This is a genomic window from Streptomyces sp. NPDC003042, from assembly GCF_053591315.1.
In genome coordinates this window covers 1-16,802 of the sequence record NZ_JBSFTP010000032.1, presented here as the reverse complement: position 1 = coordinate 16,802, position 16,802 = coordinate 1, and the positions used below count along the sequence as shown (strand labels likewise).

General features: G+C 73.4%; 15 protein-coding genes. 9 read left to right on the top strand and 6 right to left on the bottom strand.

Annotated features, from left to right (window positions below; all coding sequences use genetic code 11):
- Window positions 1–66 precede the first annotated feature (66 nt).
- Together ACWDYJ_RS17835 and ACWDYJ_RS17830 are read left to right on the top strand one after the other, a co-directional pair.
- The gene (locus tag ACWDYJ_RS17835; protein WP_451566494.1) at window positions 67–2,526 is read left to right on the top strand and encodes a right-handed parallel beta-helix repeat-containing protein; all 2,460 of its coding nucleotides are present in this window, start codon (window positions 67–69) and stop codon (window positions 2,524–2,526) included.
- A 106-nt stretch (window positions 2,527–2,632) separates the two neighbouring features.
- Complete coding sequence (locus tag ACWDYJ_RS17830) at window positions 2,633–3,133, top strand: SRPBCC family protein (protein ID WP_451566493.1); 501 nt, start codon at window positions 2,633–2,635, stop codon at window positions 3,131–3,133.
- A 36-nt stretch (window positions 3,134–3,169) separates the two neighbouring features.
- On the opposite strand, the gene ACWDYJ_RS17825 is transcribed toward ACWDYJ_RS17830, so the two are convergent.
- Complete coding sequence (locus ACWDYJ_RS17825) at window positions 3,170–4,345, bottom strand: PLP-dependent cysteine synthase family protein (protein WP_451566492.1); 1,176 nt, start codon at window positions 4,343–4,345, stop codon at window positions 3,170–3,172.
- A gap of 198 nt (window positions 4,346–4,543) precedes the next feature.
- On the opposite strand from ACWDYJ_RS17825, the gene ACWDYJ_RS17820 reads away from it, so the two are divergent.
- Window positions 4,544–5,122: an ATP-binding protein gene (locus ACWDYJ_RS17820; RefSeq protein WP_451566491.1), complete on the top strand. Its 579-nt coding sequence runs from the start codon at window positions 4,544–4,546 to the stop codon at window positions 5,120–5,122.
- Between the two features lie 126 nt (window positions 5,123–5,248).
- On the opposite strand, the gene ACWDYJ_RS17815 is transcribed toward ACWDYJ_RS17820, so the two are convergent.
- Together ACWDYJ_RS17815 and ACWDYJ_RS17810 are read right to left on the bottom strand one after the other, a co-directional pair.
- Window positions 5,249–6,517: an ROK family protein gene (locus tag ACWDYJ_RS17815; RefSeq protein WP_451566490.1), complete on the bottom strand. Its 1,269-nt coding sequence runs from the start codon at window positions 6,515–6,517 to the stop codon at window positions 5,249–5,251.
- A 40-nt stretch (window positions 6,518–6,557) separates the two neighbouring features.
- A complete protein-coding gene (locus ACWDYJ_RS17810) occupies window positions 6,558–7,214 on the bottom strand; it encodes an alpha-ketoglutarate-dependent dioxygenase AlkB family protein (protein WP_451566489.1) in 657 nt (218 codons plus the stop codon).
- Window positions 7,215–7,251: 37 nt separating this feature from the next.
- On the opposite strand from ACWDYJ_RS17810, the gene ACWDYJ_RS17805 reads away from it, so the two are divergent.
- Complete coding sequence (locus ACWDYJ_RS17805) at window positions 7,252–7,995, top strand: maleylpyruvate isomerase family mycothiol-dependent enzyme (RefSeq protein WP_451566488.1); 744 nt, start codon at window positions 7,252–7,254, stop codon at window positions 7,993–7,995.
- Window positions 7,996–8,464: 469 nt separating this feature from the next.
- On the opposite strand, the gene ACWDYJ_RS17800 is transcribed toward ACWDYJ_RS17805, so the two are convergent.
- Complete coding sequence (locus tag ACWDYJ_RS17800) at window positions 8,465–9,163, bottom strand: TetR/AcrR family transcriptional regulator (RefSeq protein ID WP_451566487.1); 699 nt, start codon at window positions 9,161–9,163, stop codon at window positions 8,465–8,467.
- 148 nt (window positions 9,164–9,311) lie between these two features.
- On the opposite strand from ACWDYJ_RS17800, the gene ACWDYJ_RS17795 reads away from it, so the two are divergent.
- Window positions 9,312–9,770, top strand: coding sequence for a nitroreductase/quinone reductase family protein (locus tag ACWDYJ_RS17795; RefSeq protein ID WP_451566486.1), 459 nt, complete (start codon window positions 9,312–9,314; stop codon window positions 9,768–9,770).
- 190 nt (window positions 9,771–9,960) lie between these two features.
- On the top strand, window positions 9,961–10,191 hold the full coding sequence (locus tag ACWDYJ_RS17790; protein WP_451566485.1) for a hypothetical protein: 231 nt from the start codon (window positions 9,961–9,963) through the stop codon (window positions 10,189–10,191).
- A gap of 470 nt (window positions 10,192–10,661) precedes the next feature.
- Here ACWDYJ_RS17790 and ACWDYJ_RS17785 read toward each other — a convergent pair whose 3' ends face one another.
- A complete protein-coding gene (locus ACWDYJ_RS17785) occupies window positions 10,662–12,134 on the bottom strand; it encodes a geranylgeranyl reductase family protein (RefSeq protein ID WP_451566544.1) in 1,473 nt (490 codons plus the stop codon).
- Between the two features lie 91 nt (window positions 12,135–12,225).
- Between ACWDYJ_RS17785 and ACWDYJ_RS17780 the strand changes: the two genes are divergently transcribed.
- Together ACWDYJ_RS17780 and ACWDYJ_RS17775 are read left to right on the top strand one after the other, a co-directional pair.
- Window positions 12,226–13,590 (top strand): M20/M25/M40 family metallo-hydrolase, encoded by a 1,365-nt coding sequence (locus tag ACWDYJ_RS17780; protein ID WP_451566484.1) that lies wholly within the window; start codon window positions 12,226–12,228, stop codon window positions 13,588–13,590.
- Between the two features lie 106 nt (window positions 13,591–13,696).
- Window positions 13,697–14,401, top strand: coding sequence for an MBL fold metallo-hydrolase (locus ACWDYJ_RS17775; protein ID WP_451566543.1), 705 nt, complete (start codon window positions 13,697–13,699; stop codon window positions 14,399–14,401).
- Between the two features lie 42 nt (window positions 14,402–14,443).
- Here ACWDYJ_RS17775 and ACWDYJ_RS17770 read toward each other — a convergent pair whose 3' ends face one another.
- A complete protein-coding gene (locus ACWDYJ_RS17770; RefSeq protein ID WP_451566483.1) occupies window positions 14,444–15,481 on the bottom strand; it encodes an NUDIX domain-containing protein in 1,038 nt (345 codons plus the stop codon).
- Between the two features lie 212 nt (window positions 15,482–15,693).
- Between ACWDYJ_RS17770 and ACWDYJ_RS17765 the strand changes: the two genes are divergently transcribed.
- Entirely contained in the window at window positions 15,694–16,680 is a 987-nt protein-coding gene (locus ACWDYJ_RS17765; RefSeq protein ID WP_451566542.1) for a LacI family DNA-binding transcriptional regulator, read from the top strand.
- Window positions 16,681–16,802: the final 122 nt, after the last annotated feature.

Genomic DNA, 16,802 nt, shown 5'->3' with positions numbered 1-16,802 from the left:
TGAACGGTTCCGGTCACGTCGGCCGCTTCGGCAGCGCGAGTACGAGGGTGGGGGCACGACAGCACCATGGCTCAGGGCACGGTCCAGGTGACGCACGGCGGGGCCTCGCGATGGCGGCGCCGGTCCGGTGAGTATTCGACGCTGACCGCCGCGCTCGCCGTCGCGGGCGACGGCGACGTGCTGTCCATCGCCCCCGGCACCTACCGGGAGAACCTGGTCCTGCGTCACGCCGTGACCCTGCGCGGGCCCGAGGGCGCCGTCGGCTCGGTGCGGATCGCCCCGCTCGACGGGGTCGCGCTGACCGTGCGCGCCTCGGCCGTGATCCAGGACCTGTACCTGGAGGGGGCGGACCGGGCGGCGCCGGCGGTACTCGTCGAGGACGGCTCCCCCGAGCTCGTCGACCTGCGCGTCAACACCCGTTCGGCGGCCGGGATCGAGGTGCGCGGCGGGGCCCGGCCCCTGGTGCGCCGGTGCACGGTGGAGAATCCGGCCGGGGTCGGGATCTCCGTCCTGGACGGTGGCGGCGGGGTGTTCGAGGAGTGCGAGGTCGTGGCCGCCGGACAGGCCGGGGTCTCGGTGCGCGGGGGCGCCCACCCCCGTCTGGAGCGCTGCCGGATCCACCACGCCACGGGCGCGGGCATCAGTGTCACCGGTGACGGCTCGGGCCTGGAGGCGCTGGGCTGTGAGGTGTACGAGATCAAGGGCACCGGCGTGCAGATCGCGGCGCGCGCGGCGGCCCGGCTCACCGACTGCGCGGTGCACCGCACTTCGGCCGACGGGGTCACCCTCGACACCGACGCGGTGCTCACGCTCGCCGGCTGCGACATCCACGACATCCCGGAGAACGCGGTGGACCTGCGCTCCCGTTCGGTGCTGACGCTCAGCCGCACCACCGTCCGCAGGTTCGGGCGCAACGGCCTGTCGGTATGGGATCCGGGCACCCGCGTCGATGCCGAGTCCTGCGAGATCCACGACAGCACGGGTGACTACCCGGCGGTGTGGATCAGCGACGGGGCCACGGCCTCCCTGGACTCCTGCCGGGTGCACGACGTGCCCGACGCGCTGTTCGTGCTGGACCGGGGTTCGCGCGCCGATGTGGTCGACAGCGATTTCTCGCAGGTGCGCAACACCGCCGTCTCGGTGAGCGACGGCGCGACGGCGCAGCTCGACGACTGCCGGATCCGAGAGGCGGCCACCGGGGCGTGGTTCCGCGACCACGGCAGCGGTGGCACCCTCGCCAACTGCACCGTCGACGGCGTGCAGACGGGGGTGATCGTCACCAAGGGCGCCGACCCGTCCCTGGAGCGGTGCACGGTCACCTCCCCCGCCGAGGCGGGGTTCTACGTGTCGGCGGGCGGCCGGGGCACTTTCCGGTCCTGCCGCGTCAGTGGCAGTGCGGGCTTCGGCTTCCACGTCATCGACGGTTGCCGCACCACGCTCACCGACTGCCACACCGAGCGCTGCGCGCGCGGTGGTTACGAGTTCGCGGAGGACGGCCCGCTCGCCGAGGGCTGCACCAGCGACGAGTCCGGGCCGCGGCTCGCGGCCCAGTCGGCAGCGGGCGGCGCGCTCGCCGGGGCGCATGCGGGCATCCGTACGGTCACGGCCGCGAAGAGCCCCGTTGGGCCGTCGGCCGCGGTTGCGGGACAGCGGCCCGCGGACCGGCCGGACGCCGACCCGGCGGCGGCTGTCGCGTCGGCAGCGGCCCGGGGCTCCGGCGAGGTGCTGGGCCAGCTCGACACTCTGGTGGGGCTGGACAGCGTCAAGCGCGAGGTGCGGGCGCTGACCGACATGATCGAGGTGGGGCGAAGGCGGCAGCAGGCGGGCCTCAAGGCGGCCTCGGTGCGCCGGCATCTGGTCTTCACGGGCTCGCCCGGCACCGGCAAGACCACGGTCGCCCGGCTGTACGGGGAGATCCTCGCCTCCCTCGGGGTGCTGGAGCGCGGCCACCTGGTCGAGGTGTCCCGCGTGGATCTGGTCGGCGAGCACATCGGGTCCACGGCGATCCGTACGCAGGAGGCCTTCGACCGCGCGCGCGGCGGGGTGCTGTTCATCGACGAGGCGTACGCGCTGGCGCCGGAGGACTCGGGGCGCGACTTCGGGCGCGAGGCGATCGACACGCTGGTGAAGCTGATGGAGGACCACCGGGACGCGGTGGTGGTGATCGTCGCCGGGTACACGGCGGAGATGGACCGCTTCCTGACCGTCAACCCGGGAGTGGCGTCCCGGTTCTCGCGCACCATCACCTTCGGCGACTACGGGCCGCAGGAGCTGCTGCGGATCGTCGAACAGCAGGCGGAGGAGCACGAGTACCGGCTGGGCGAGGGCACCGGGGAGGCTCTGCTAGCGTACTTCACCGAGCTGCCCAAGGGCCCGGCCTTCGGCAACGGCCGTACCGCGCGCCAGACCTTCGAGTCGATGGTGGAGCGCCACGCGGGGCGCGTCGCGCAGCTGGCCGAGCCGAGCACGGACGAGCTCACCCTGCTCTTCCCGGCGGATCTGCCGGCGCTCCCCGCTCCCTGCTGAACCCAGGGGGCGGGCTACGGGCGGGGGGCTCTGCGGACATCTGACGGAGCGCCAGCTATCGTGGCGCGGCGCGCACGGTGCGCGCCACACCGCTGGGGGTTACGCCATGGCTCGCCGACTCCGCCCTGTGGGGCTGGACTTCACGGAGACCGCTCCGATCCGCCTGGTCTTCACCGCCGAGGCCGCGGCGCCGCCCGACTCCGTGTACCGGGCGCTCGCGGAGGACGTCACGGGCTGGCCGCGGTGGTTCACGGCGGTGACGCTGGCGCGGCCGACGCGGGGCGGCGCGGGGCGGGAGATCAAGCTGCTGGGCGGGGTCCGCTTCCAGGAGACGGTGGTGGCCGCGGTTCCCGGGCAGCGCTACGCCTACCGGGTCGACGAGACCAACGTGCCGGGTGTACGGGCCCTGTTGGAGGAGTGGCACCTCACCCCCGTCGGCCCGGCGCCGGGCCGGGCGAGCGGTACCCGGGTGCGCTGGACCTTCGCCGCCGACGGCTCGGCCCCCTTCCGCGTGGCGCTGGCCGGAGCCCGCCCGGGTCTCGGCCACTCGCTGCGCCGGGCGGTGCGCACGCTGGACGCCCGCCTGGCGGCGCGGAGCCGGGGCTGACCGCCGCCCGCGCCACCACCCCCGCCACCCCTGTCCTCAGGCGACGGGCTCCTGCCATTCCCCCGTGGCCAGCAGCGTCTCGATCGTCTTCGTGTACGGGGCGATGTCGAGGCCCTGGGCCGCCAGCCAGTCGTCCGAGTAGTACTTGTCGAGGTAGCGGTCGCCCGGGTCGCACAGCAGGGTCACGACGCTGCCCTTGTCGCCCTCGGCCACCATCTCGGAGACGATCTTCAGAGCGCTCCACAGGCCGGTTCCGGTCGAGCCGCCCGCCTTGCGCCCTATGGCCTGTTCGAGGGCCCGGCAGGCGGCGACGCTCGCCGCGTCCGGCACCTTCATCATGCGGTCGATGGCGCCCGGCACGAAGCTCGGCTCCATCCGCGGCCGGCCGATGCCCTCGATGCGCGAGCCGCAGTCGCTGCTCGCGTGCGGGTCACCCAGGGTCCAGCCGTCGAAGAAACAGGAGTTCTCGGGGTCCGGGACGCAGATGCGGGTGTCGTGCTGCATGTAGTGCACGTAGCGCGCGATTGTCGCGGAGGTGCCGCCCGTACCGGCCGTCGCGACGATCCACGCCGGATCCGGGTACCGCTCCAGCTTCAGTTGCTGGAACATCGACTCGGCGATGTTGTTGTTGCCCCGCCAGTCGGTGGCCCGCTCCGCGTACGTGAACTGGTCCATGTAGTGGCCGCCGGTGCGGGCCGCGAGCTCGGCGGACTCCTCGTACATCTTCATCGAGTCGTCCACGAAGTGGCATTCACCGCCGTGGAATTCGATGAGGCGGCACTTCTCCGGGCTGGTCGTCTTCGGCATCACCGCGATGAACGGAACGCCGATCAGCTTGGCGAAGTAGGCCTCGGAGACGGCGGTGGAGCCGCTGGAGGCTTCGATGACCGGGCGGCCGGGGCGGATCCAGCCGTTGCAGAGCGCGTAGAGGAACAGGGATCGGGCCAGGCGGTGCTTCAGGGAGCCCGTCGGGTGCGTGGACTCGTCCTTGAGGTACAGGTCGATGCCCCAGGCCTCGGGGAGCGGGAAGCGCAGGAGATGGGTGTCGGCGGAACGGTTGGCGTCCGCCTGCACCTTGCGTACGGCTTCCTTGAGCCAGGCGCGGTAGTCGGCGTCCGTGCGGTCGACGTCGATCGTCGTCGTCACCGTGGTCGCGGCCGTGGTCGCGGCCTTGGTCGCGGCCGTCGTGCCGGTGGTACCGGTGGTGCTCATGCGCCTAGCTCCTCTGTCCGTCGGATGGCCCCTTCCTTTCGAAATGTACCCCCCTCACCTGCACAAACAGTTACTTTGGGTTTCCATACCGATCACTTTCGGTCGCGCTCGGTTGCACAGCGGCGCACTGTGGGTGACCCTGGTGGAGCGTTACCGAGGGTGCAGCACCCGTCACACTCACAGCGGGGAGTCGCAGCCGTGATCAGTCATTCCCGCAGGCACTGCGTCGTCGAACTGCAGGCCCTGCCCTCGCGGATCGGCCAGGTCCGCCGCATCGTCGCCGCTCAACTACGCCACTGGCAGCTCGACCCGCTCATAGACCGGGCTGCGCTCGGTGTGACGGAGCTGCTGAGCAACGTCCATCGCCACGCGCAGCCGGACAAGGTGTGCACGGTGGAGATCGAACTTCGCCTCGGCCGGCTCACCGTCTCGGTCTACGACAGCGATCCGCGGCTGCCCGTACTGCGCGCGGCCGAAACGGCCGAAACGGCGGAGACCCTGGAAAACCTGGAGACGCTGGAGACCTGCGGACGGGGGCTCGCGCTCGTCGAGGCGGTCAGCGAGGCCTGGGGAGCCCGGCACCAGCCGGACGGTCTGGGCAAGGTCGTGTGGTTCTCGCTGCGGGCCGCCCCCGCACCGGCTGCGCCCTCCCGTACGGTCCGTATCGCCGCGGAGCCCGCACGAGTCCCCGCGCTGCCGGTGCTCGTGGCCGTGGACGCGGAGGCCGTCGTGACAGGTCTGCCGGTGTCGGTCTCGGCCGGCGTCAGACCCGGCTGATCCCGCCCGACGCGCCCCGCCCGACGCGCCCCGGCCGACCGGGGTCGGCCAGACCGCGGCCGGTCCCGTCCACGGATCTGACGCGTCCCGCCTGGGGGCATGCCCGAGGGCTGCCCCCGACCGAGGTCAGGCCGCCGCGCCCAGCGCCCCCAGCGGATCGTCCAGCACCGGCTGCCACGCCAGCTCCGCCGCCCCGACCAGACTGTTGTGGTCGAGGGTGCAGGGCAGGATCGGCACACCGCCGCTGCGCCCCCACAGACTGCGGTCCGCGACCACCGCGCGCAGCCGCTCCGGGTCGGCGTGCAGCAGCTCGCGGTGCAGTCCGCCGAGGATGATCCGGTCCGGGTTCAGGATGTTCACGAGCCCCGCCAGCCCCAGCCCGAGCCGGTCGATGAGCTCCTCGGCAGCAGCCCGTACCGCCGGCTCGGCGTACTCCGCGCGCAGCAGGTCACGGGCCTGCTGGAGCAGCGACACCTCGGGGCCGGGCGTGCGGCCCGCCGCCGTCAGGAAGGCCAGCGGGTCGGCTTCCACGTCCAGACAGCCCCGGCTGCCGCAGTGGCAGGGGCGCCCCTCCGGGTTCACGGTGAGGTGGCCGACCTCCAGGGCCAGACCCGCGCTGCCGCTGTGCAGCCGGCCGTCCAGCACCAGCGCCCCGCCCACGCCCCGGTGTCCGGTGGCGACGCACAGCAGGTGCTGGGCGCTGCGGCCCGCGCCGTGCCGGTGCTCGGCGAGCGCCGCGAGGTTGACGTCGTTCCCGGTCAGCGCCGGGCCGTCGATCCCGGCCGCCCGCACGCACTGCGCGAAGATGGCCCGTACGGGAGAACCGGCGGGCCAGGCCAGGTGCAGCGGGTTGAGCGCCGTACCGTCGGGCTCGGCCACCGCCGAAGGCACGGCGAGGCCCGCGCCGACGCAGCGCCGCCCGGATTCGGCGAGCAGCGCGGCGCCCGCCTCGACGACCGCGCCGAGTACCTGCGCGGGGTCGGCGGAGACGGTGACCTTGCCGGGGGTGGTGGCGACGATCCGCCCGCCGAGGCCGACGAGCGCGGCCCGGAAGCCGTCCGAGTGCACTTGTGCGGCCAGGGCCACCGGGCCGTTCTCGTCGACGGCGAGCCGGTGGGAGGGGCGGCCCTGGGCTCCGCCGGCCCCGCCGGGGCGGGAGTCGACGCGGATCAGGCCGAGCGCCTCCAGTTCGGCGGCGACGGCTCCGGCGGTGGCGCGGGTGACGCCGAGCTCGGCCGTCAGGACCGCCCGGGTCGGTGCCCGGCCCGTGTGGACGAGCTCCAGTGCCGGGCCGAGTGCGCCACGGCCCCGCTCCAGTTTGCTCCGCGTGGCCGTCATGGACGCGGATGGCGTGGTCACATCCCCCACCCGCGGCGGGGCCCCGTTGCCGTTCATGACAGGATCCTCGCATGATCGGGAGGTACCGGACGCCCGCCTACGGACCGAGACCGCCGACGCGCAGTGTGATGTTGAGCCGCCCGGTCAGGCCCAGGCCGGGCGGCGCGGTGCCGGGCAGGACCTTCGGCACGCCGTGGTAGGCCATCCGGCTCGGTCCGCCGAAGACGAACAGATCCCCGCTGCGCAGCTCGACGTCCTGGTACGGGCGCCCGCGCGAGGTGGTGTTCCCGAAGCGGAAGAGGCAGGAGTCGCCCAGGCTCAGCGAGACGACCGGAGCCGGGGACTTCTCCTCGGCGTCGCGGTGCATGCCCATGCGGCAATCACCGTCGTAAAAATTGATCAGTGCAATGTCATACGTGAGCCCGCAATCCGAGGTGTCACCGTACGCGGCAGCCACCGCCTCCCGCCCCAGCTCGGCCAGCCACCCGGGCATCGGCTTGACCGGTGCCCCGTCTCCGTCCACGGCGGTGCGCGCGTACCCGTACGGGTACCAGTGCAGCCCCAGGCACACCTGCCTGGCGGTCATCGTCCCGCCTCCCGGGGTGTGCACGGTGCGCAGACCGGCGGGCGGGCGCGCCCACTCCCGGCAGGCGGCCAGCAGCTCCCGCTGGCGCCGCGGCCCGAGCCAGTCCGGCAGGTGGACGGCGCCGGGAGCGATCTCGGTCCGCTCGCGCGGGAAGAGTTCCCCATCCATCTCCCCATTGTCAGGGGCTGCTGGCAGACTCGCCGATATGAAGATCACTGAGTATGTGGAGACCGTCGCGCGGGAGGGCGAACTGCTCGCCGACGCGGCCGAACAGGCGGGCACGGACGCCCTGGTGCCCACGTGTCCCGAGTGGCGGGTCGCGGACCTGCTGCGCCACACCGGGGCGGTGCACCGGTGGGCGGCCGGTTTCGTCGCGGACGCCGCGCAGGAGCCCCTCCCCTTCCCGGAAGCGCCGGACCTGACGGGGGCGGAGCTGCTGGCCTGGTTCCGTGAAGGGCACGCGGCGCTGGTGCGCACCCTGTCCGAGGCTCCGGCCGATGTGCGGTGCTGGACCTTCCTGCCGACGGACCCGCCGTCGCCGCTGGCGTTCTGGGCGCGGCGCCAGGCGCACGAGACGACCGTGCACCGCTTCGACGCGCAGGCCGCGCAGGGCGTCGCGTTCTCGCCGGTGGCGCCGGAGTTCGCGCAGGACGGGGTGGACGAGCTGCTGACCGGTTTCCATTCCCGGCCGCGCAGCCGCGTGCGGACGGACGAACCCCGGGTGCTGCGCATCCGGGCGGCCGACACGGGCGCGATATGGACGGTGCACCTGTCCCAGGAGCCGGCCCGTACGGAACGGGACGCGGCCGCCGGTCCGGCGGACTGCGAGCTGACCGGTGAGGCGGCCTGGCTGTACACGGCCCTGTGGAACCGTCTCCCGCTGGCCGGACCCGCGGTGAGCGGCGACGACTCCCTGGCCCGGCTGTGGAGGGAGACGGCCGGCATCTGACGTCCGACGCCGGGGGCCGTGGCGCGGGGGTGGCACCGGCGCGCAGGGCGTCGGCGCGGGCGCGCCAAGGGGCGTCGAAGGGGGCGTCACCGTTGCCGGGATTCAGGACGACCACGGAGGCGGCCGGGCCGGTGGCGGTGAGGTCGCTCAGCATCGCGTCGTCGGACCAGACGTACGCCGGGACCCCGATGTCCAGGCCGCGCGCGCCCGGCGGCCGAGGCGTGGGGGGCACGGCGGGTGCGACCTCTGAGGCCGGGCCCGCGGTGCGGGCCGACGCGCTGCCGGCGGGCGCCGGCGCTGCCAGCAAGGCGGTGGCCAGGACGGCGTACAGAGCCTTCACGGCGCGGCGCATGAACGTTTCCTCCGGTAGCGGCGGGCGCGACCCGAGGAACACTAGACGCGCGGCCCCGCGGACAAGACGGAACCGCCCGCATTCATACGCCGAACAGACGAGCGACCCGAACGGACGTCAGACGGCGGGCAGTCCGACCCCGTGCGCCAGCTGCCCCGCGGCGTGCGAGAAGAAGGCGGCGCGGTCCTCGACAACCCGGTTGAACTGGCCGAACAGTTCGAAGGAGACGAGGCCGACGAGCTGCGCCCAGGCCGCGACCAGAGCGGCCGTCACCTCGGGGGGCAGCCCCTCGGCGAAGTCCGCGGTCATGCGGACGGCTTCGGCGCGCAGGGCGGCGGGCAGCGGCGGCAGGGCCAGGCCACGGCCCTCGTAGGCGGCGCGGAGGATGCCGATGAGGGTGCCGGCGACGCGGGAGGCGGGGCCGACCGTGTCGAGCGGGGCGCTGTAGCCGGGGACGGGGGAGCCGTAGATCAGGGCGTACTCGTGCGGGTGCGCCAGGGCCCAGGTACGGACCGCCTCACAGACCGCGATCCAGCGCGTGCGGGGCGGCGCACCGGCGGCGAGGGCGACCGCCTCGGCGTGCTCGGCGGCGGCGCCGACGCTGTCGTAGGCGTCGATGATCAGGGCGGTCAGCAGCTCGTCGCGGCTGGGGAAGTAGCGGTAGAGGGCGGAGGAGACCATGCCCAGCTCGCGGGCGACGGCGCGCAGCGAGAGCTTGGCGGCCCCCTCGGCCGCGAGTCGGCGGCGGGCCTCGTCCTTGATGGCCGCGGTGACTTCGGTGCGGGCCCGTTCCCTGGCCCCTCGCACGGTGCTCATGCGGATCAGTGTGCCATGCAGGCGGAGCACCGCCCAACAACCAGAGCATCGATCCATTGTGAGAGCACTGCTCTTGCTTTGGTGCACCGATCCGTGCACACTGATCTCAAGCGAGAGCACTGCTCTCCATAGCGCCCCGGAGGCCATCATGAACGCGCCCACCCCGTACTACGCCCAGGCCGGCGCGTTCGGCGTCCGCTTCAACGCGCTCTTCGGAAAGCTCGCCCGCCTCGGCGTCAGCCTGGCCGGCACGGCCGAGCTGTCGGTGCGCGGCCGCACGTCCGGCGAGATGCAGCGGATCCCGGTCAACCCGCACACGTACGGAGGCGACCAGTACCTGGTGTCGGCGCGCGGCCACTCCCAGTGGGTCCGCAACATGCGCGCGGCGGGCGGCGGGGAACTGCGTGTCGGCCGCAAGGTGCGCGCCTTCACGGTCACCGAACTCACCGACCCCGCCCAAAAGGCGGCCGTTCTGCGCGCCTACCTGGAGAAGTGGGGCTGGGAGGTCAACCGTTTCTTCCAGGGCGTCACGGCGAAGTCCTCGGACGCCGACCTCCAGGCGGCCGCCGGCGACCACCCCGTCTTCCGCATCACGCTGTCGAACTGACCACCCACCACGTCTCCGGGCAGAGGGCCGACGTCGTGGGTGGGCAAGGGCGACGGCACACTGGGCACCGGGTTGATGTGCGCGGGCTGGGTGCGGTGGCAGGCGTCGCGACCGGCGCTTACGGTGCCGCGAACCCGGCCACGTACGACGGCGACGTGATCTGGGCAGCGCGCTGAACCCGTTCGACGTCATGCGCGAGGCGGACAACCAGGACCGCGGGCTCACCGTCAGGGTCAGGGAAGCCGGCTTCGGCAAGCGGAAACGAGTCGAAGTGAGCGTGGAAGGCCGCGCCCTCGGGGCCGACATCGCCCTCGCCGTCCTGTTCACCGGGGTCGACCGGTCCGTGCTCACCCGGCGAGGTGCCGTGCGCGCGGGCATCTCGCGGGTTTTCCATGTGGCGGCGGATTCCGCCATGGCGTGATCACCGACCGACCGACGAACCGACCGATGGAGTGAGTGGGGGAGAACCTCACGGAGCACGAGCAGTTGCGGGCGTAAGGGCGTGCGGGCCTACGGGCGTACGGGCTGATCGACGGGAACGGGCAACTGGCCCATGCGCTCCTGCCTCTGCTCGACACGTTGATCCCCGGCCGTGGTCGCTCAAGGCGGCCGGCCGACGGAGTCCTCGGCGAGGCGCAGGGGGCGCAGCTCGCCGACCCGATCGCCGAACTGCGGTCGAGCCGACGGATGACCGCAGCGTGGCGGGGCCGAGAAGAGCGCGCTGCGGGGCGCCTCGGGCTCTTCGTCCGCAACGGCCTCGACCTGTGCGGCCCGTTCCGGCCGATCGGTTCCCAGCCGAAGCTGGATGACCTGTAGGGGCGCCGAGTGCCGCCTCCCCGCTCCGTCGCCACGGCGGACGCGACGACGGGAGCGGGGGCCTCGGCCAGGAAATCAACCCCGGCCGCTGCGGGCCTGGCGGGCGTCCAGGGCGTGCAGGGCCCTGCGGGCCAGCGGGTACGTGCGGACCAGGTCGCCCAGCGTCGTCGAGCCGCGCGTGATGCGGGCGAAGGCCAGCCAGGCGGGCCGCAGGCCGGTGATCGTCGCGTGCATGATCCCGGGACGGGCCTCGAAGACGTGCAGCATCCGCTTGCCGACGCCCATTTCCACGCCGAGGCCGGCCTTGACCGCGAAGGCGTAGTTGAGTGCCTGACGCCGTGCGTCCACCGCGTCCTGTGCCTCGGAGATCTTGACGGCCCACTCCCCCGCGAGCCTGCCCGAGCGCAGGGCGAAGGAAATGCCCTCGCGGGTCAACGGCTCCAGCAGTCCGGCCGCGTCGCCCGCCACCAGCACCCTGCCGCGCGAGAGCGGCGAGCCGGGCTTGCGGCACCGGGTCAGGTGTCCGGAGGAGATGGCCGGTTCGAAGCCGGACAGGCCCAGCCGGGCGATGAAGTCGTCCAGGTAGCGCTTGGTCGCCGCGCCGTCGCCCTTCGCCGAGATCACCCCGACGGTGAGGGTGTCGCCCTTGGGGAAGACCCAGCCGTAACTGCCGGGGAGCGGACCCCAGTCGATGAGCACCCGACCCTTCCAGTCCTCGGCCACCGGCTCCGGGACCGGGATCTCCGCCTCCAGGCCGAGGTCGACCTGGTCCATCTCCACGCCGACGTGCGCGCCGATCCGGCTGGCGCTGCCGTCGGCGCCGACCACGGCCCGGGCCAGCACGGTCTCGCCGTCCGCGAGCACCACCGCGACGGTGCGCCGGTCGGGCACCGCCGGGCCGTGCTGCTCGACGCGGGACACGGCCGTCCCCGTACGGAGGGTCGCGCCGGCCTTCTCGGCCTCCGCGACGAGAGCCGCGTCGAACTCGGGCCGGTTGATGAGACCGAACAGCATCCCCTTCGAGCGCCGGGTCCGGGCGAACTTCCCGTTCATCGAGAAGGTGACCGCGTAGATCCGGTCCTTGAACGGCAGTACGAAGCCCGGCGGCAGGGCGTCGCGCGAGGGGCCGATGATGCCGCCGCCGCAGGTCTTGTACCGGGGCAGTTCGGCCTTCTCCAGCAGCAGGACCCGCCGCCCCGCGACCGCCGCGGCGTGCGCCGCCGAGGCCCCGGCCGGTCCGGCGCCGACCACGACCACGTCCCACACCTCACGGGTGCCGTCGGGCGCCCCGCCGTCCGGGCCGTCCTTCACCACGGCCTCCGCGCCGTCCTTCACCGCGGCCTCCGCCACGCCCTCCGCCGCGGCCTCCCGCGCTCCTTCGGTTCTGCTGCTGTCGGCCGGTGCCGCCTCCGGCGTCCCTTCGCCCGCCCCCTGAGCGGCCTGCCCTGCGCTTGCGCCGTGTACGTCGTCGTCGCTGCTCACGATGTGCTGCTGCTCCTGATCACGCGGTTGCTCCGATGCCGGGGAAATCCTACGGCGAGAGACCATCTCGGCCCTCTGTGCGAGGATCGGACTGTCTTTCGCCTTGCTCGCCGTACCCGGCACCCACAACAACGTCGCACCCACGAGGAGCGTGCCCATGTCCCAGAATCCGATCGCCGAGACCATCGCCTCGATGATGCCCCGCGCCAAGGCGGAGCTCACCGAGCTGGTGGCCTTCCAGTCGGTCGCGGACTGGGCACAGTTCCCGCGGAGCGAGAGCGAGGCCGCCGCGAACTGGGTGGCCGACGCCCTGCGCGTCGAGGGCTTCCAGGACGTGGCGTTGCTCGACACCCCTGACGGCACGCAGTCGGTGTACGGCTTCCTGCCCGGTCCCGAGGGCGCTCCGACCGTGCTGCTGTACGCGCACTACGACGTACAGCCGCCGCTGGACGACGCCGCCTGGATCTCCCCCGCCTTCGAGCTGACCGAGCGCGACGGCCGCTGGTACGGCCGTGGCGCGGCGGACTGCAAGGGCGGCTTCATCATGCACCTGCTGGCGCTGCGCGCGCTGAAGGCCAACGGCGGTGTGCCGGTCGGTGTGAAGGTGATCGTCGAGGGCTCCGAGGAGCAGGGCACCGGCGGGCTCCAGCAGTACGCCGAGGCCCACCCCGAGCTGCTGACCGCCGACACCATCGTGATCGGCGACGCGGGCAACTTCCGCCTCGGGCTGCCGACGGTGACGGCCACGCTGCGCGGGATGACCCTCCTCAAGGTGAAGATCGACACCCTCGCCGGAAACCTGCACTCGGGCATGTTCGGCGGCGTCGCCCCCGACGCGCTGGCCGCGCTGATCCAGACGCTGGCCTCGCTGCGCTCGGCGGACGGTTCGACGACCGTCGACGGCCTGGCCTCGGACGCGGTGTGGGAGGGCCTGCAGTACCCGGAGGCGGACTTCCGCGCCGACGCCAAGGTCCTGGACGGGGTCGAGCTGATCGGCGAGGGCACGATCGCGGACCGGCTGTGGGCCCGCCCCGCCGTCACCGTCCTCGGCATCGACTGCCCCTCGGTGGTCGGCGCGACGCCGTCGGTGCACTCCAGCGCCGGCGCGCTGATCAGCCTGCGCGTGCCGCCGGGCGTGGACACCGTAGAGGCCATCAAGCTGCTGGAGGCGCACCTGACGGCGCACACACCGTGGAAGGCGCGCCTCGAACTCGAGGTCGTGGGCCAGGGGCAGCCGTTCCAGGCGGACACGAGCAGCCCGGCGTACGCGTCGATGGCGGCGGCCATGCAGGTGGCGTACCCGGGGCAGGAGATGCAGGTCAGCGGCATGGGAGGGTCGATCCCGCTGTGCAACACGCTGACGTCGCTCTACCCGCGGGCGGAGATGCTGCTGATCGGGCTGAGCGAGCCGGAGGCGCAGATCCACGCCGTGAACGAGAGCGTGTCCCCGCAGGAGTTGGAGCGGCTGGCCGTGGCGGAGGCCCTCTTCCTCGTCAACTACGCGGAGTCCAAGCGCGGCTGACGTTCGCGGCGCCGTTCCAGGCGTCTGCGCTACGGGCGAACTCCGCTCCCGGTGAACCTCGTACCGCGAGCGGAGTCCCCACACGTACGTTCGGTCCATGACTCACATGGATCTTGTCGAGGTCGTCCCGCAGCGGCTCCATATGCTCCGCTTCCCCATCGGCCAGGCGTACTTGTGGTGCGACGGCGAGGCGCTCACGCTCATCGACGCCGGTCACGCCGGGTCCGCCGACGCGATCGAGGAGGCCGTGCGCTCGCTCGGGCTGCGGCCGGAGCGGTTGGAGCGGATCGTGCTGACGCACTGCCACCGCGACCACGTCGGCGCGGCCGGTGAACTGGCCGCCCGCTGGGGGGCGCGGGTGCTGGCGCACCGGCTGGACGCCCCCGTGGTCCGCGGTGAGCGGCCGGTCCCGGAGCCGGTGCTGCTGGACTGGGAGGTTCCGCTGTACGCCCACGGTCTGACGGTCCCCGAAGCGCCGCCGACGCGGGTCGACGGGGAGCTGGAGGACGGGGAGGTGCTGCCCTTCGGCGACGGGGCGGTGGTGGTCCACTCCCCCGGCCACACGCCGGGCAGCATCGGCGTCCATCTGCCGCGGCACGGGGTGCTGTTCACCGGCGACTGCGTCGCGGGGGTGGGGCAGGTGATGCTGGGCGTCTTCAACGTCGACCGCGAACAGGCGATCGCCTCCTTCCGCCGCCTGGCCGCGCTGGGCCCGTCCGTTGCCTGCTTCGGCCACGGCGACCCCTGGGTGACGGACACCGCGGCGACACTCCGCGCGGCCGCCGGGGAAGCGGTCCCCGCCACCGGCTGAGACGACCGCCCCGCTCCGGCGGCGGAGCGGTCGCCCGCGGCGTCAAGGGGTCGGGCGGCCCGCCTCCAGGTACAGGGGGTGGGCGCGTTCTCGGGCGCGCAGGGCCCAGCGGAGCCGTTCTGAGCGCTGCGGCGGCAGCAGTTCGGCGGCCTCCGCTTCCGTGACGAAGCGCCAGGCCCGCAGCTCGGGGCCGGGCAGACGCAGGGCGGCGATCTGCGGCTCCGCGAGCCGCCCGCCGTCGAACAACAGCCGCAGTCCCCCGTACGCCGGCGGCCGCGGCGGCTCCCAGTCGACGACCAGCAGCTCCGGGATCCGCTCCAGCGCCAGGCCGAGCTCCTCCGCGACCTCCCGTACGCCCGCGCACGCCGGCGCCTCGCCCGCCTCGACCACACCCCCCGGGAACTCCCAGCCCGGCTTGTACGTCGGATCCACGAGCAGCACCCGGTCCCGGTCGTCGAAGAGCAGCACCCCGGCCGCCACCGTCTCCCCCGTCGGCTCCGGGGTCTGCACGATGTCGCAGACCCGTGCCGTGTCGGACCGTACGGCTTCCGCGATCCGCTGCGCCGTCTCCCGTACCGTCAGCGCCCCGTTGTCGATGACGTGCGCGTCGGCCGTGAGCCAGCCCAGCGCCTGCTGGTACGCCGGGATGTGGTCGTACGCCCACTGCCGGACCCGTACGTCCACCACCTCGGGCGCGCCGGGCTCCTCGCGGGTCGCGATGCGCTCGCGCAGGATCGTTTCCGCCGGGGCGAGCAGCACATGCCGCACCGGGATCCTGCGCGCCGCGAGAGCGCCGAAGATCTCGTCCCGGTACTCCTGGCGCAGCAGCGTCATCGGCACCACCAGCACCCCGCCGACCTCCGCCAGCATCGCCGCCGCCGTGTCCGCCACGAGCCGCCGCCAGCTGGGCAGGTCCTGATAGTCGGACACCTCCGCCAGGCGTTCGCGCGGCAGGAGTCGGCGCAGCGCGTCGCCGATGAGCTCCGGGTCGTACAGGGTGCTGTCCGCAAGGAGTCCCGCCAGTTCGCGGGCCGTGCTGGTCTTCCCGGCACCGAATGTGCCGTTGATCCAGACGATCACGTCTACCCCTCTCCCCAGGCCTCGCCTCTGAAGCCCCCTGTGGCTTGCCCGCCCCACCCTGCCACGGAAACCCGCTTGCCGTCCGAGTGCTTATCCTCAAGGTCCGAGCCGAGGTCAGAGCCCTGCCCGCGCCGTCCGTCACCTCCGGAGGTTTCCCCACCGTGCCGCACACGCGCCGCCCGTCCGAGCCCCGCTACGGCAACCGGCCGACCATGAAGGACGTCGCCGCCCGGGCAGGTGTGGGCCTGAAAACGGTCTCGCGGGTCGTCAACGGCGAGCCGGGGGTGACCCCTGACACCGAGCAGCGGGTCAACGAGGCCATCGAGGCGCTCGGCTTCCGCCGCAACGACAGTGCCCGCGTGCTCCGCAAGGGCCGTACGGCGACCGTGGGTCTGGTCCTTGAGGACCTCGCCGACCCGTTCTACGGGCCGCTCAACCGGGCCGTGGAGGAAGTGGCCCGGACCCACGGCGCCCTGCTCGTCAACGGCTCCAGCGCCCAGGACCCCGACCGCGAGCGGGAGTTGGCGCTCGCGCTGTGCGCCCGCCGGGTGGACGGGCTGATCGTGATCCCGGCCGGCGACGACCACCGCTACCTGGAGCCGGAGATCCGGGCGGGCGTGGCGACCGTGTTCGTGGACCGACCTGCCGGCCGGATCGAGGCCGACTGCGTCCTGTCGGACAGCTTCGGCGGCGCCCGGGACGGGGTGGCGCACCTGATCGCCGGCGGCCACCGCCGGATCGGCTTCATCGGCGACCACCCCCGCATCCACACCGCCACCGAACGCCTGCGCGGCTACCGCGAAGCCATGCGCGAGGCGGGCCTCCCCGTATCCGACGCGTGGGTCTCCCTCGGCTCCACGGCCCCCGAGCGGGTGGCCGGGGCGGCCCGGGCGATGCTGGCGGGGCCGGAGGCGGTCACCGCCGTCTTCGCCGGGAACAACCGGGTCACCGTCACCGTCGTACGGGTCCTCGCGGCGTCGTCCCGGCCCGTGGCGCTGGTCGGCTTCGACGACTTCGAGCTGGCCGACCTGCTGCGCCCCGGGGTCACGGTGGTCGCCCAGGACGCCGCCGCCCTGGGCCGGGTGGCCACGGACCGCCTCTTCCAGCGCCTGGCGGGCGCCGACCTCCCCCCGTCCCGCATCGAACTCCCGACCCGCCTCATCCCCCGCGGCTCGGGCGAACTCCCGCCGGCCGCCTGACGCCGTACGTACGGCGAGGCCCGGCCGGGACGTCCCGGCCGGGCCCGACGACAGCGTCTTCGCGCGCGGCGGCGACCGCCACAGCTCCATCCAGGTCGTCAGCCGGGCCCGCCGGGCCGGGC